The organism is Pseudomonas vlassakiae, assembly GCF_014269035.2.
GTDB classification, from domain to species: Bacteria; Pseudomonadota; Gammaproteobacteria; order Pseudomonadales; family Pseudomonadaceae; genus Aquipseudomonas; species Aquipseudomonas vlassakiae.
Genome location: NZ_JABWRP020000015.1, coordinates 1 through 13,869, shown reverse-complemented (window position 1 = coordinate 13,869; position 13,869 = coordinate 1). Strand labels below are relative to the sequence as shown.

General features: G+C 63.3%; 12 protein-coding genes. 7 read left to right on the top strand and 5 right to left on the bottom strand.

Annotated features, from left to right (window positions below):
- The first annotated feature begins 126 nt into the window (after window positions 1-126).
- Genes HU738_RS18695 through HU738_RS18685 form a run of 3 tightly spaced genes read left to right on the top strand, consistent with a single transcriptional unit; the run spans window position 127 to window position 3,379 of the window.
- Entirely contained in the window at window positions 127-672 is a 546-nt protein-coding gene (locus tag HU738_RS18695; protein WP_186603045.1) for a winged helix-turn-helix transcriptional regulator, read from the top strand.
- Entirely contained in the window at window positions 672-1,820 is a 1,149-nt protein-coding gene (locus HU738_RS18690; protein WP_186603044.1) for an HlyD family secretion protein, read from the top strand. The genes HU738_RS18695 and HU738_RS18690 overlap by 1 nt, the downstream gene beginning before the upstream one ends.
- A 53-nt stretch (window positions 1,821-1,873) precedes the next feature.
- Entirely contained in the window at window positions 1,874-3,379 is a 1,506-nt protein-coding gene (locus HU738_RS18685; RefSeq protein ID WP_186603157.1) for a DHA2 family efflux MFS transporter permease subunit, read from the top strand.
- Between the two features lie 39 nt (window positions 3,380-3,418).
- On the opposite strand, the gene HU738_RS18680 is transcribed toward HU738_RS18685, so the two are convergent.
- The 4 genes from HU738_RS18680 to HU738_RS18660 all read right to left on the bottom strand — a co-directional run bounded on the left by HU738_RS18680 (window position 3,419) and on the right by HU738_RS18660 (window position 7,486).
- Window positions 3,419-4,237, bottom strand: coding sequence for an alpha/beta fold hydrolase (locus HU738_RS18680; RefSeq protein WP_186603043.1), 819 nt, complete (start codon window positions 4,235-4,237; stop codon window positions 3,419-3,421).
- A gap of 419 nt (window positions 4,238-4,656) precedes the next feature.
- Window positions 4,657-5,493 carry a sugar phosphate isomerase/epimerase family protein gene (locus HU738_RS18670; RefSeq protein ID WP_186603041.1) on the bottom strand — a complete coding sequence of 279 codons (837 nt, stop codon included), beginning with the start codon at window positions 5,491-5,493 and terminating at the stop codon, window positions 4,657-4,659.
- 23 nt (window positions 5,494-5,516) lie between these two features.
- Entirely contained in the window at window positions 5,517-6,569 is a 1,053-nt protein-coding gene (locus HU738_RS18665; RefSeq protein ID WP_186603040.1) for a Gfo/Idh/MocA family protein, read from the bottom strand.
- 140 nt (window positions 6,570-6,709) lie between these two features.
- Entirely contained in the window at window positions 6,710-7,486 is a 777-nt protein-coding gene (locus HU738_RS18660) for an IclR family transcriptional regulator (protein ID WP_186603039.1), read from the bottom strand.
- A gap of 185 nt (window positions 7,487-7,671) precedes the next feature.
- Here HU738_RS18660 and HU738_RS18655 point away from each other — a divergent pair, with 185 nt between their 5' ends.
- The 3 genes from HU738_RS18655 to HU738_RS18645 all read left to right on the top strand — a co-directional run bounded on the left by HU738_RS18655 (window position 7,672) and on the right by HU738_RS18645 (window position 10,197).
- Entirely contained in the window at window positions 7,672-9,384 is a 1,713-nt protein-coding gene (locus HU738_RS18655) for an FAD-dependent oxidoreductase (RefSeq protein WP_186603038.1), read from the top strand.
- 104 nt (window positions 9,385-9,488) lie between these two features.
- A complete protein-coding gene (locus HU738_RS18650; RefSeq protein ID WP_225923498.1) occupies window positions 9,489-9,875 on the top strand; it encodes a YidH family protein in 387 nt (128 codons plus the stop codon).
- On the top strand, window positions 9,868-10,197 hold the full coding sequence (locus tag HU738_RS18645) for a DUF202 domain-containing protein (RefSeq protein WP_186603037.1): 330 nt from the start codon (window positions 9,868-9,870) through the stop codon (window positions 10,195-10,197). Before HU738_RS18650 ends, HU738_RS18645 begins: the two co-directional genes overlap by 8 nt.
- A gap of 11 nt (window positions 10,198-10,208) precedes the next feature.
- Here the strand turns inward: HU738_RS18645 and HU738_RS18640 are convergent, their stop codons facing one another.
- Entirely contained in the window at window positions 10,209-13,052 is a 2,844-nt protein-coding gene (locus tag HU738_RS18640) for an HD domain-containing phosphohydrolase (protein WP_186603036.1), read from the bottom strand.
- A gap of 570 nt (window positions 13,053-13,622) precedes the next feature.
- Between HU738_RS18640 and HU738_RS18635 the strand changes: the two genes are divergently transcribed.
- Window positions 13,623-13,869 (top strand): toxin VasX (locus HU738_RS18635; protein ID WP_217871492.1); only part of this gene is annotated, 247 nt, incomplete at its 3' end.

Sequence of the window (13,869 nt, the reverse complement as noted above, 5' to 3'; positions counted from 1 at the left end):
TTTAATCACAGGCTCCTAAGCACGGAGGTACCAAAGCCGGATCACATTTCAATCAAAGTGACTTGCATAATGAAAGTCATAGTGGAATAGTGATTTCATACATCCGGTCCACGCTCGGGGCGAACCATGAAAAAAGCCAGCTTCCAGTCGATGCCATGCCCAGTGGCACGCGCACTTGAACTCATCGGCGACGGTTGGAGCCTGTTGCTGCTCAGGGACGCGTTTTATGGTCTGCGTCGCTTCGATGAGTTCCAGCACAGCCTGGGCATCGCCAGCAACACGCTAACCCGACGGTTGAGCGATCTGGTCGCCGCGGGCTTGCTTGAGCGCCGGCCTTATCAAAACAATCCCCCCCGCTTCGAGTACCTTCTGACAGAGGCGGGGCGTGATCTTCGCCCGGTGATCCTGACCTTGATGACGTGGGGTGCCAAACATGCAGAAGGCTCGAAAAAGGTCTATCTGGCCGATGTAGCAACTGGCGAGCCAGTCGCCCTGACGTTGACGGACAGCAACACGGGCAAGTCGATTACCGTTGAAGACCACCGCCTGCATATTTCGCCCGATGCAGACCCCCTTACGCATTGGCGCGTGGAAGCCGGTGAAGGGTATCGGCACGAAAAACTTTGGGTCAGCCCCTTCCCGCAACCAGACTCGACCAGGAGCGGACAGTAATGAACGCTTCCGTCGACGCCCCGATCGACAGCGCGCAGGCCGCTCCCCCCACTGGCGAGCGCGCAAAAGCCCGCAACAAGCGGCTCAAGCTGGCAGCCTTGGTGTTTGCCATTGCGTTGGCGGTAGCGTTCTTTGGCCACTGGTGGGCGATCGGCCGCTTCCTGCAAAGTACGGACGATGCCTATGTCGGCGCGGACGTGACAGTGATCAGTACAAAGGTTCCGGGCTATATCAAGGACGTCGCGGTGGCGGACAACCAGTTCGTCAAAGCCGGGGACCTGCTGGTTCGTATCGAGGCCAGCGATTACCGGGCTGCTCTGGCAAAAGCCGACGGGGCTGTCGCAGCACAACGTGCCAGCCTGGCCAACCTGGACGCAACGGAACAGCTCCAGCACTCCTTGATCAGCCAGGCCAAGGCGCAGCTTCAGGCGCGTCAGGCGCAAACCGAACGCGCGCTGCAGGATAAAGCCCGGGCCCAAGTGCTGCTGAACAGCCACGCGGTTTCACTTGAGAATGCCCAGCACGCCGATGCCGTCTGGAAGACAGCCCAGGCCGAGCAGAACCATGCCGCAGCCGGGGTATTGGCGGCACAGCAGCAACTGGTGGTCATCGAGACGCAGCGCGAGCAGGCCAGAGCCGCTCTGGCACAGGCCGAGGCGGCCCGCGAGCAGGCCGGGCTGGATGTTGGCTACACCGAACTGCGCTCGCCTGTCGATGGTTACATCGGCAATCGCAGGGCCAAGGTGGGGGCCTATGCCGCAGCCGGCAGCCAGGTGGTGTCGGTGGTACCTGCCCGCGGTTTGTGGGTGGATGCAAATTTCAAGGAAGATCAGCTGGCACGTTTGCGCGTGGGCCAGCCGGCACGCATCGAGGCCGATATTCTGCCCGGGCGAGTGTTCCATGGGCGCGTCGAGAGCATCGCCCCCGCCACGGGTGCGCAGTTCAGCATCCTTCCACCCGAGAACGCGACTGGCAACTTCACCAAGATCGTTCAACGTGTACCGGTAAGAATTCTGCTTCAGGATAGCGATGCCGAGTTCGGTGTACTGCGTCCCGGCTTGTCGGTGATCACCGAGGTCGACTCCCACGCCGACAGCCTCGCACCTGCGGCACCTGATGCCGCACGCGAACACGTAGGCGCCCTGTGAGCAGCGCGCTGCCAGCATCAAGCACGCCACAGAAGGTCGTCGCCTTTGCGTGCATGTGCGTGGGTATGTTCATTGCCTTGATTGACATCCAGATAGTCTCGGCTTCGCTGAAGGACATTGGCGGAGGCTTGTCGGCAGGTGCGGATGACACGGCCTGGTTACAGACGGCTTACCTGATCGCCGAGATCATCGTCATCCCGCTCTCAGGGTGGTTGTCCCAAGTGATGAGCACTCGCTGGCTGTTCGCCGCCTCGGCCGCCGGTTTCACCCTTACCAGCCTTCTGTGCGCTTTGGCTTGGGACATCCAGAGCATGATCGTCTTCAGAGCCCTGCAAGGTTTCATGGGCGGCTCGATGATCCCGCTGGTGTTCACCACGGCATTCATCTACTTCACAGGCAAGCAGCGCGTGATCGCCGCCTCGGTGATCGGCGCGGTGGCATCGTTGGCGCCCACCCTCGGGCCCGCGGTGGGAGGCTGGATCACCGACGCCCTCTCGTGGCATTGGCTGTTCTACCTCAATTTGCTCCCGGGCATCTTCGTCACCATTGCCGTGCCCTTGCTGGTCAAGGTGGACCGCCCCAATCCAGGCTTGTTGAAAGGCGCCGATTACCTGGGGATCGTGTTGATGGCACTGTTCCTCGGGTGCCTCGAGTACACGCTTGAAGAAGGCGCGCGATGGAATTGGTTCAGTGACCGCACCATAGTGTTCACGTCCTGGGTCGCGGGCATCAGCGGTGCCTTGTTTGTGTGGCGTTGCTTGACCATCGAGGCTCCGATCGTTGACCTGCGCGCGCTACGGGATCGCAACTTCGCGTTGGGGTGCCTGTTCTCCTTCATCACAGGGATAGGGATATTCGCCACGGTCTATCTGACTCCTTTGTTCCTGGGACGGGTCCGCGGTTATGGCGCGCTGGACATCGGACTGGCGATTTTTTCCACGGGGGTGTTTCAGCTGCTGGCTATCCCGGTGTACGCCTTCCTGGCTAACCGAATCGACCTGCGCTGGGTAATGATGCTGGGGCTCGCGCTGTTCGCCATCTCCATGTGGGACTTCTCGCCCATCACCCATGATTGGGGGGCCAAGGAGCTGCTGCTGCCACAAGCCATTCGCGGCTTCGCTCAGCAACTGACCGTGCCGCCCACGGTAACGTTGACGCTTGGCGCGTTGCCGCCCGCACGGCTCAAGCTCGCTGCGGGGCTATTCAACCTGATGAGAAATCTGGGAGGCGCAATCGGCATAGCGGCCTGCGCTACCCTGCTCAACGATCGGACCAATCTTCACTTCCTGCGTCTTGCGGAGCACCTGAACGTACGCAATGAAAACTTGACCCTCTGGCTGGAGCAGCTTCAGGAAAATGCCCAGGCCCATGGCCAGAACAGCGTTGATGCGAACCCGTACGTACTGCACCAGCTGTGGGCACTGACCTGGCGTGAAGCGCAAACGCTGTCCTACGCCGACGCGTTCCTGGCGATCATGCTTTGCTTCGTTGTCGCGGTCACTCTGGTACCCCTCATGCGCAAAATCGTCCCACCGGCGCAACCATCAGCAGATCATTGAAGCGCAGGTCGGCAAGGGCTGCATAACAGCCCTAGCAGCTTAATGCCTGGTTGGCAGCCAGTTGAGGAGAAAATCGGTGACTACCTGTGGATTCTCCAGGTTGGAGATGTGGCCAGCGCCAGGTATCAGTGCTGCCAGGCAACTGATGGTACGCGCCATGAGATTTGCTTCTTCTGGCGGCCGAGGGATGTCCTGATCACCACACAGGACGATCGTTCGATCGCTCTGCAGGTCGGCAATTGCCGATAGAAGATCTGGCCGTCCAAAAATGATCCGTCCCATTGGATCAAGGCTATCGCGAATACGCTCGGCGCTGCTGGCCTTGAGGGCTGCACGAAAATCCTCGCGAACATCCGGCACCGTCTCTCCACCTGCGTGGAAGAAGATCGGTACAACCACATCTAGCAAGGCGTCGGGAAAGCCCCCTGCCGCACTGGCAGCATCCAGCAAGCCGAAGTATTTCAGTCGAGTTTCTTCGGGCTCAGCACCCAGAAAGGTATCCATCAGTACCAGGCGGTCGACGCGCTCGGGATGCTCAAGGGCCAACTGCGCACCCCACATGCCGCCGACCGACAAGCCGACCAGGTGACATTGTTCAATGTCCAGGGCATCAAGCAGGGCGACGTGCTGACGGACCAGAGCGCTCATGTCTACCGTTCGCGGAGGAGGCGCGTCCGAGTGGCCGTGTCCCCAGAGCTCCGGGACGACCACCCGAAAATGTCGGGAAAGAGCCTCAATCTGGGGCTGCCACATGTCAGCAGACCAGAGAAAACTATGGCCAAGTACAACCGGAAAACCTTGGCCTACGTCAACGTAGCTCATCCTGGCACCGTCTACTTCAATGAAACGTCTATGCATGGCTAGCGGGTCTCCATTTTCGCTGCGTCAATAATGAGCCGACATCGTGCCGCTCATCAACTGATCCAAAAATGACAAAAAAGGACAGGTTTCCAGACACTCCGGAAGATCGGACTTATCGACAAAGCGGTGTGCCGGCCTACCTGAGATGGGATAGAGCACGACGTTTACTACAAACGCGTCGCTGAAACTCATCAAGACAGCTGACATACGAATTGGTGACTGGCCCGTCGCAATGCGCCGGGCCCACCGCGAAGTCAATCCGCATCGTCAGCCAGCCTAGCCTCCACTTCACCCAGCTTTCGCTCTCGCCGATATTGTCCAGGGGTCTGCCCCAGAACATCCTTGAAGACTTTGCTGAATGACGCCTGCGTTTGGTACCCCACCCTCGCGCTGTTCGTCATGCCGCCAGCGGCAAACTACTCCAGCGAACACAACGCGTGAACGCGGGCCAGCACAGCCTTGGCCTTGTCCAGCGCCATGCGCGCCCGCTGCTCACCACTGATGCCCTGCTCCAGCAACTGCCGGGTAGGGATTTCCAGGCTCAATGGCACCGTAGCCGGCAAGCCACGCAACAGCCCGACCAGGTCGGCGTCGCCCTCCCCCGGGAAGCGCCGTTCATTGCGCGCCTGGCGCAGGATCTCGTCCATCTCGGCCGGCACCGGGCCGGCGACGTCGCACAACTGGGCATAACGCATGCGCTGCGCCGGTAGCGTCGCCAGGTCGTCCAGCGAGGAACGCGAGCGGTTGAAGTGGAAGGCATCGACCAGCACGCAGCCATTGGCCCGCTCGGCATTGGCCACGACGCGCATGGCCTGGCGCAGGTCGCGCACGTCGGTCCAGGGCATGAACTCCAGGTGCGGGTGGATGCCATAGCCGGCGGCCAGATCGCAGAGTTCGGCAAAGCGCGCGGTGAGGCGCGCTTCATCCGGATCGTTGCCGGCTACCAGCAGCTCGGTGCCGCCCAGTTCGGCGCCGACCGCCAGGATCGGTTCGAAATCGGCTACGCACGTGTCAGCCTTGAGCCGGAGGATTTCCAGGTCGAGCACCTTGATGCCGGTGTCGCGCAGGCGCGCCTGGGTCTGCCGGCGCAGGGTGGGGTCAGCCACCAGCGGGAAGTGCTGTTCCTGCTCGGTGGCCGGCACCAGGCGCAGGCCGACATGGCTGTAACCGGCGCGAGCGGCGGCTTCCACCATGTCTGGCGGCGACAGTTCGAGCACCGTCAGGGCGGCGAGGGAAAAGATTCGGTCGGTCATGTCATTCACCAAAGTTCGAGAAATCAGGCGATCCGTTCGGGCGCGCAGGCCCGGCCCGATTCGGCGGCCTGGCGGATCGCTTCGATCAGGGCCAGGGTACGGCCAGCGTCGGCTGCATCGATCAATGGCGCTTCAGTGCCCTGGACGACGCGGATGAAGTGTTGCAGTTGCAGGGTCAAGGCCTCGCCTGCGGGGATGGCCTCCTCGCTCTGCAGCAACGGTGTATGCCAGCCGGAACCGGCCTCGGCGTAATGCCAGCGCTTGAGCTGCGGAATGCTCAGCGCACCCTGGGTGCCCGCCAGCAGATAGCAGGGCTGACCGTCCTGGCGCGGGTAGATCGGGCTCTCACCGGAATCCAGCTCCCAGCTCCACGGCGCGGCGACCGCGTCGGAGCCGGTCAGGCTACCCAGTGCGCCGTTGGCGAACTGCAACAGCACCGCCGCGCTGTCTTCGTTGGCAAAGCCGCGCACGTCGTTGCGGGTGAATGCCTGCACCTGCACCACCTCGCCGCACAGGTGGCGCAGCAGGTCGAGGTCGTGAATCAGGTTGGTGAGCAGAAAGCCCGCCCCCGGCTCGCGGCGCCAAGGCGTCTCGAAGTAGCTGTCGGGCTTCTGCAGCTGCCACAACGCGGTGACGTTGATCAGCCGGCCCAGTTTGCCATCGGCGATGACCTGGTGGGCCTTGGCGATCAGCGGGTTATGGCGCCGATGATGGCCGACCAGCACCGGCACGCCACGACGGCGCGACGCCTCGACCAACGCACGCACTTCATCCAGGTGCACGCCCACTGGTTTTTCCAGCAGCACCGGTACGCCAGCCTCGACGCAATCCAGGGCGGTGGCGACGTGCAAGTTGTTGGGGTTGGCGACGATCACCGCATCGGGGCGGGCCTGGTCGAGCATCTGCCGATGATCGGCGAAGCAGGCTACCCCGCATTCTGCGGCAAACGCCTCGGTCTGCGGGCCCGGGTCTGCCACGGCACATAGCTGGGCTTGCGGCAGCCTGCGCAGATGCTGGTAATGCTGGCGGCCCATGATGCCGGCACCGATCAGGGCGATGCGTAGGGGTGCGTTCAACGTGCTGTCCTCTTGTCGTTATTGTGCTAGCGATTGTGAAACCAGGTTCCAGAATCGACATATGCACAATGTAGAACCAAGTTCAGCTTTACAGAACGACCTGCCACACAGACTGTGCGATTACCGACCAGAAACGCATCTCAGGCGAATAATTCGCTCGCTCGGCTGGCCGCTGACAGCTCTTCTGCCGCCGCCAGCAGCAACGGCGCCAGTTCTTCCAGGCGGGTGTGCGCCAGGCGGGCGCTGGGGCCGGCAATACTGAGCACACCAATGACCTCGTCGCTTTGCGGGCGTCGCACTACGGCGGCGAGGGCCGATGTGCCGATGGCCGACGTCTGCTCGACCCAGGCATAGCCGCGCTCGCGGGCACGGTGCAGGTAGGCCAGCAGTTCATCAGTGGAGCGCGGCGCATTGGGGCCGAACTGGGCGGGATCGGCAATGCCTTGGCGCAACACCATTTGCAGCGCTTCTTCATCGTTCAGGCTGGCCAGCCAGGCATGCCCGGAGGCGGTGTAGAACAGGGGCGCGTCACGCCCCATGTCCGGGTCGTAGCGCAAACCGGAACGAGCCCCTTGAGACTTGGCGATCCAGGTCTGGCGATGGCCCTCGATCACCCCCAGGCGTACCAGCTCGCCGCTGTCCTGGGCCAGGCGATCGAGAATGGGCTGAATGATGTCCGCACCGCTGCTGGACAAGTAGCGAAAGCCCATCGCCACCAGCTTGGCGGACAATTGATAGCGGTTGTTGTCGCGGTTCTGGCGCACGTAGCCCAGGCGCACCAGTTCGGTAAGCATGCGGTGGGCCGCGCTCTTGGGAATGTCCAGGCGCTCGGCCAGGGTTTGCAGCGGCAAGCCGTGCGGCTCGCCGGTAAGGCTTTCTACAAGATTGAAGGCGCGTTCGATCTGACTACCAGCCATGACACGTATTCCTGAAAATTTGCCCGATTCTAGAAGATGATTCCATGCGGTCGACAACCAGCGCAGCCTGCGCGTATTGGAGTGTCCGGTTATCGACCAGTTATTGGCACCCGGCCTTGCAGTGCTGCGGCCTGCAAAGGAATATTATGGAACCGTGTTCCAATAATAATACAGGAGATACCGCAATGCCCGCCGAACCCTTCCCAAGCGACTGCGACGTACTGGTCATAGGCTCCGGCGCGGCCGGCCTGGCAGCGGCAGTCACGGCCGCCTGGCACGGGCAGAAGGTCATCCTGGTGGAAAAAGACCCGGTGCTCGGCGGTGCCACCGCCTGGTCCGGTGGCTGGGCCTGGGTGCCGCGCAACCCGCTGGCCCGGCGCGCCGGGATCATCGAGGACATCGAGCAGCCGCGCACCTACCTGCGCCACGAACTGGGCAGCCACTACGACGCCGAGCGCGTCGACGCCTTCCTCGAAGCCTGCCCACACATGGTCGCCTTCTTCGAACAGCACACAGCCCTGCAGTTCGCCGACGGCAATGGCATCCCCGACATGCATGGCGACACGCCCGGCGCCGCGCTCGGTGGCCACCAGGTGATTGCCGCGCCTTACGATGCCCGCCAGCTGGGCGCGCTGCTACCGCGCCTGCGCAAGACCCTGCGCGAAACCTCGTTCATGGGCATGCCGATCATGGCCGGTGCCGACCTTGCCGCCTTCCTCAACATGACCCGCTCGCCACGCGCCTTGCTGCATGTGGGCAAACGCTTCGCCTGCCACCTCTACCACCTGGCCCGCCATGGCCGGGCGATGCACCTGGTCAACGGGGTGGCGCTGGTGGCACGACTGGCAAAGTCGGCGGACGACTTGGGCGTGCGGATGATCGAGTCGACCGCAGCCCAGGGCCTGCTGATGGAGGACGGCAAGGTGCTGGGGGCTTTGGTTGCCACCGCGCAAGGCGAGCGGGCGATCCGTGCCAAGGCCGTGGTGCTGGCGGCAGGCGGCTTCCCCAACGATACGGCCAGGCGCCGGCAGCTGTTCCCGCGCGATGCCAGCGGCCACGACAACCTCGCCCTGCCCCCGCAGTCCTGCTCCGGCGATGGCCTGCGCCTGGGTGAGTCGGCCGGTGGCGTGGTGGCCACCGACCTCAAGTCGCCGGTGGCCTGGGCGCCGGTGTCGAAAGTGCCGCACCGCGACGGCAGCGTCGGCCACTTCCCGCACATCATCGAACGCGGCAAGCCGGGCATCATCGGTGTGCTCGCCAACGGCAAGCGCTTCGTCAACGAGGCACACGGCTATTACGACTATGTATCGGCCATGGTTGCCGCCGTGCCGCAGGGCCAGGAGGTCTGCTCATGGCTGGTCTGCGACCACCGCTTCCTGCGCCGCTACGGCCTCGGCCATGCGCGCCCGGCGCCCCTGCCGGTAAGGCCGCACCTGCGCAGCGGCTACCTGAAACGCGGCACCACCCTGGCGCAACTGGCCCAGGTTTGTGGCATCGACCCCGCAGGGCTGGCCGCCACCGTCGCGGAATTCAACCAGCATGCGCGCCAAGGCCAGGACCCAGCCTTTGGCCGTGGCTCGACGCCGTTCAACCGCAAACAGGGCGACCCGTTGCACAAGGGGCCGAACCCCTGCGTGGCGCCTATCGAGCATGGGCCGTTCTACGCGGTGAAGGTGCAACCTGGCTGCTTCGGCACCTTCGCCGGCCTGCGCACCGACGGCCACGCCCGCGTGCTGAACGACGCCGGCCAGCCAATCAGCGGCCTGTACGCGGCCGGTACCGACATGGCCAGCGTGTTCGGCGGCTGGTACCCGTCTGGCGGCATCAACCTCGGGCCGGCGCTGACCTTCGGCTATGTCGCCGCGCGGCATATCAGCGGCGTCACGGCATACGAATAACGGCAGCGGTTGGCAAACCATGGACATTGGCGGGGTTTGCCACTCAAACTGAGCCGGTGCCAAAAAGAGTGCCCACCGACCTTACCCGAGGAGGACGACTGCCTTTGAACAAGAACACCGAGCACTCACGCGGCTGGCTGGCCAGCAAACTGCTTGCCGATGGCCAGGAACCGGACCCGCGCTTCACCCTGGCCAACGAGCGCACCTTCCTGGCCTGGATCAGGACCGCGCTGGCACTGCTGGCCAGCGGCATCGCCGTGGACATGTTCACGGCCGAAATCTTCAGCGCCGGTACCCGCCGCCTGCTGGCTGTGGCGTTGATCAGCCTGGCCTTGCTCCTGAGCTTGCCGGCCTTCGTCCGCTGGCTCAATGTGGAGCGGGCGATGCGCCAGAAGCGCCCGCTGCCGTTCCCGCTGATCGCCCCAGCGCTGTCGATTGGTGTATCACTGGTGATGGCGTTCTTTGCCTACGCGGTGTTCTTCCATGCCTGACCCACGACTCGCCAACGTCGATGAGGGGTTGCAGCCAGAGCGCACGCTGTTGGCGTGGCGCCGGACCATCCTGGCAATGGTCGTGTGCAGTTGTTTCTTCCTGCGCTGGGTGCCGCACCATCGCTGGCTGGCGGTGGCACCGGCGGTGCTTTGCCTGCTGGCAGCCGGCGCCGCCTGGCTGCGCTTGCGGCGCAGCTACCTGCGCAATGTGACTGGCCTGCAGGCCGAGACTATTGCCTCTGGCATCACCGTGAACCTGTTGCTGGCGGTATGCGTTACCGCCCTGTGCGCCGTCGAACTGGCCGCGATCCTGGCCTGGTGAGTCAGCGCACCCTATAACTGCGCCAGCCAATACGTCACATCCACCTCGTCGATCTGGTCCTCACGCAGGAAGCGCGCGGCATATTCGTTATGCACACCGCTGCTCAAGAACAGCCGCAGCAGCTGCCCATCGATGTGGTTGTCGCGGGCCATGGCGACCAGGATTTTCACCGACTCCGACAAGCTCTTCGCCGCCTTGTACGGCCTGTCCGCCGCCGTCAGCGCCTCGAAGATATCGGCAATGGCCATCACCCGCTCGGCAATGCTCAGGTCATCCTTGCCCAACCGCCGCGGGTAGCCGCCGCCATCCATCTTCTCGTGGTGGTTGCCGGCGATATCCGGCACCCGCCGCAGCTGGCGGGGGAACGGCAGCGCGGTCAGCATGATGATGGTCTGCACGATATGTTCGTTGATCTTGAAGCGTTCTTCATCGTTGAGCGTGCCACGGCGGATCGACAGGTTGTACAGCTCGCCGTGGTTGCTGGCATTGGCCGGCAGGCGCATGTCAAAGCCCCAGACATTGCGCGGGTCGTCCTTGGCCACTGGCGGCTTGCGCGAGCCCCAAGGCACCTGGTGGTCAGGCCGATCGGCCAGCAACGATTCAGCCACCGGCAACGGCGCGGGCGAGGCACCTGCATGGCGCTGCGCCTCCTCGTGGGAAATGCCCAGACGGTTGTCGAAATGCCGCAGCCAGCGGCGCTGGCCGATACGCTGCAGGCGCTCGACGTCCTCATCCTGCATGAATTCGCCACCGATATTGGCCTTGGCGACGAAGGCGAAGTCGTCCTGCAGTTCGCCACGGCAGTGCGCCAGGGTTCTTTGCAGCACCGTTTTATCCTCGCCCGCCGCCAGGCCTTGCCAATAGGCCAGTTCGGCGTCGCGCCAGAGCACCTCGAAGCGCGTGCGGACTTCATGGATGCGGTTGTACAGGGTTTCCAGCTTGGTTGCCTTGTCCACCACGTATTCCGGGCTGGTGACCTTGCCGCAATCGTGCAGCCAGGCGGCAATGCGGAATTCGTAGCGCTCGGCCTCGCTCATGCTGAAGTCGGCGTAGGGGCCACTGTCGGCCTGCATGGCCTTGTCCAGCAGCATCTGCGCCAATTGCGGCACGCGCTCGCAGTGACCGCCGGTGTAAGGGCTCTTGGCATCGATGGCGTCAGCCAGCAGCTTGATCATCGCGTCCAGCAGGCGCTTCTGGGCTTCGACCAGCTGACGCGTCTCGATGGCCACGGCAGCGGCACCGGACAGCTCCTCGACGAAGCGACGGAACGGCGCGCCGACTTCGGCGGGCGTTTGCTGCAATTCAAGTACAAGAATACCTAGCAGCTCATGACCACGGTCCTTGAGCACCAGCGCCAGGCTGCGCCCGCCCAGCCCCAGGGCCTGGGTTACCGTAGCGGCCAGCTGAAGGTGCTCGGCTTCGCCAACGGCCAGCGCCTCAGGGTAGCCACCGCCCCGGCAAGCGGCCGCCAGGCGCAGCTGGGCGCGCTGTTCATCGAACAGGTACACCGCGCCCGCACTGACCCCGGCAGCGTCCACCAGATGGCTCAGCACCCCATCGAGCATGCGTTCCAGCTGGCTCTCCCGGCTCAGCGTCAGGGTAATTGCCTGGAAGCTGCGGATGGTGCCGGCCATGCGGCTGAGCACCCGGCTCAGCTCCTTTACCTCGGACACCCGCGATGCCACCCCTACTGCGCGGCTGAAATCGAAATCGGCCAGGCCGCGCACCTGTTCGGCCAGCTGATGCAGCGGGCGCCCGATGCGCTGGCCGAGCCAGCCACCCAACAGCATTAACACGGCCATCAGCATGGCCGTCCACAGCATCTGCCGGAACAGCACCTGGCGTGCGCTTGCCAGCAACTCCTGCGCCGGCACGGCAATCAGCACCTGCAGGTCCTGCCCGGCCAGGTTGGTCAACTGCACGCGCATGCCGTACCAAGGGGTGCCGTCCACCTCGTACACCTCGGGTCGAGTGCCTTGGGGCAAACGGTTGTAGACCTGCTGCAAGCTGGGAATGCCCAGTTCGGCCACCCGCGACAGGCGCACCGCTTCGCCGTCATGCACGATGACCCGCTGCAGGTCCGGGTAGGCGACGACGCTGCCTTGGTCATCGATCACGGCGATCTCGGTACCGGGGGTCATGCGCAGGTCGCGGGTCTCGTTGGCCAGGTCATCGACCGAGACATCCATGCCGATGACCGACGCGCCATCGACGCTGCGCTGGGCCATGGTCATGCCGATTTCACGGGTGGTGAAGAACGCGTAGGGCCGAGTCAGCACCGTGTTGGCCTGCGCCGAGGCGTCAGCGAACCAGGGCCGCGTGCGCGGATCGTAGTGATAGTCCGGCATGGCCTGGCGTTTGAGCAGGGTCAGCGCCGGGTCATAAAAGCGCCACTCGCCTACCCTCGCCCCACCCTCGCCCAGGCTGACACTCTGCACCAGGAAGCGGGTACCGGGCGGCGCAGCAAAGCGCTCCAGCATCTGTGGGTCGCGCAAGCGGCGCACCAGCAGGAACTCGCCGTTGGGGTAGCCGACATAAGCGGCGCTGAGCATCTTGTTGGCTTTCAGGCTCTCGACCAGTTGCGGCAGCCGCTCCAGGCGCTGCTCCAGGCTGACGGCAACCGGGTTGAAGGCCAGCAGGCGGATGCTGCTCTGCGCCGGGTCGACCAGGCGCCGGGCACGTTCGTCGATGGTCTTGCCAACTTGCTGCGCGGCATCGCCGGCGGCGGCCACCAAAGCCTGGCTGATACCGTGATAGCCCTGCCAGGCCAGGCCGGCGCCGAGCAGCAGCATGCCCAGCATGATGGCCATCGCCACCAGCAGTTGCAGGGGAACACCGCGACCGGCGTTGCTCATGGCTGGTTGCTCCACAAACGCCCGATGCACACCCTGTTCGCCCACAGGCGACCTGCCGAACCGGCAGCACAACCCAGCAACACGCAGACCATCCGCAGCATTCCTTGTGTGGCGACTTAAAGAGTGTAATCAGTCAAAACGAACATGCCGGGCGGAGGCAGCTAGGCATGCGTGATAGTGGCACGGCGATATCGCCGAATTCAATGTTCATGCATGCCCGGCTTTGCCTTTTTTGGAGCGGCCTTACCCGGGTACAGGACCGCTCGGAAAGGGCTGCGCAGCGAACCCTGCAATCTTAAATAGAGCAGGAATTACTGAAGCCAACTCATGCAAGCGATTGTTTGCTACTCATCTATTGCTCGAAATATGTAGCTTTGAAACATGCCGTCTCAAAGAATAGAAAACTTACTCTTTAGGTAACCTTTCCTACAACATTTTAAGACGTAGAAAGTTTCACAACGAAGTGATTCCTCGTTAGTGTTCCGGCTTCAGCTTAGTTTCAACGACTGACTAGGAATACTAATCAGAATTGCAGCTCGAACGTCACCAGCTGTTAGACGAGGACTTTCCATGAGCATCACTCAAGACATTGCCGACGCTGTCGCCGAAGTCGAATTCCTCCTAACCCCCTGCAAAGCCTGCCAGCGCCCGGGCCTGCCTATCCTCCCCCTGCGCCGCGCCGTGGTCCCCGATACCCGTCCCGGCAGTGACCCCGCCACGCAAACCCGCATCGGCCTGCGCACCTTGCGCAGCGGCTATCTCTACGTGCTGCTCGACCAACGCATCTGGCACGCCTATGAAGTCACCGCGCAAGGCC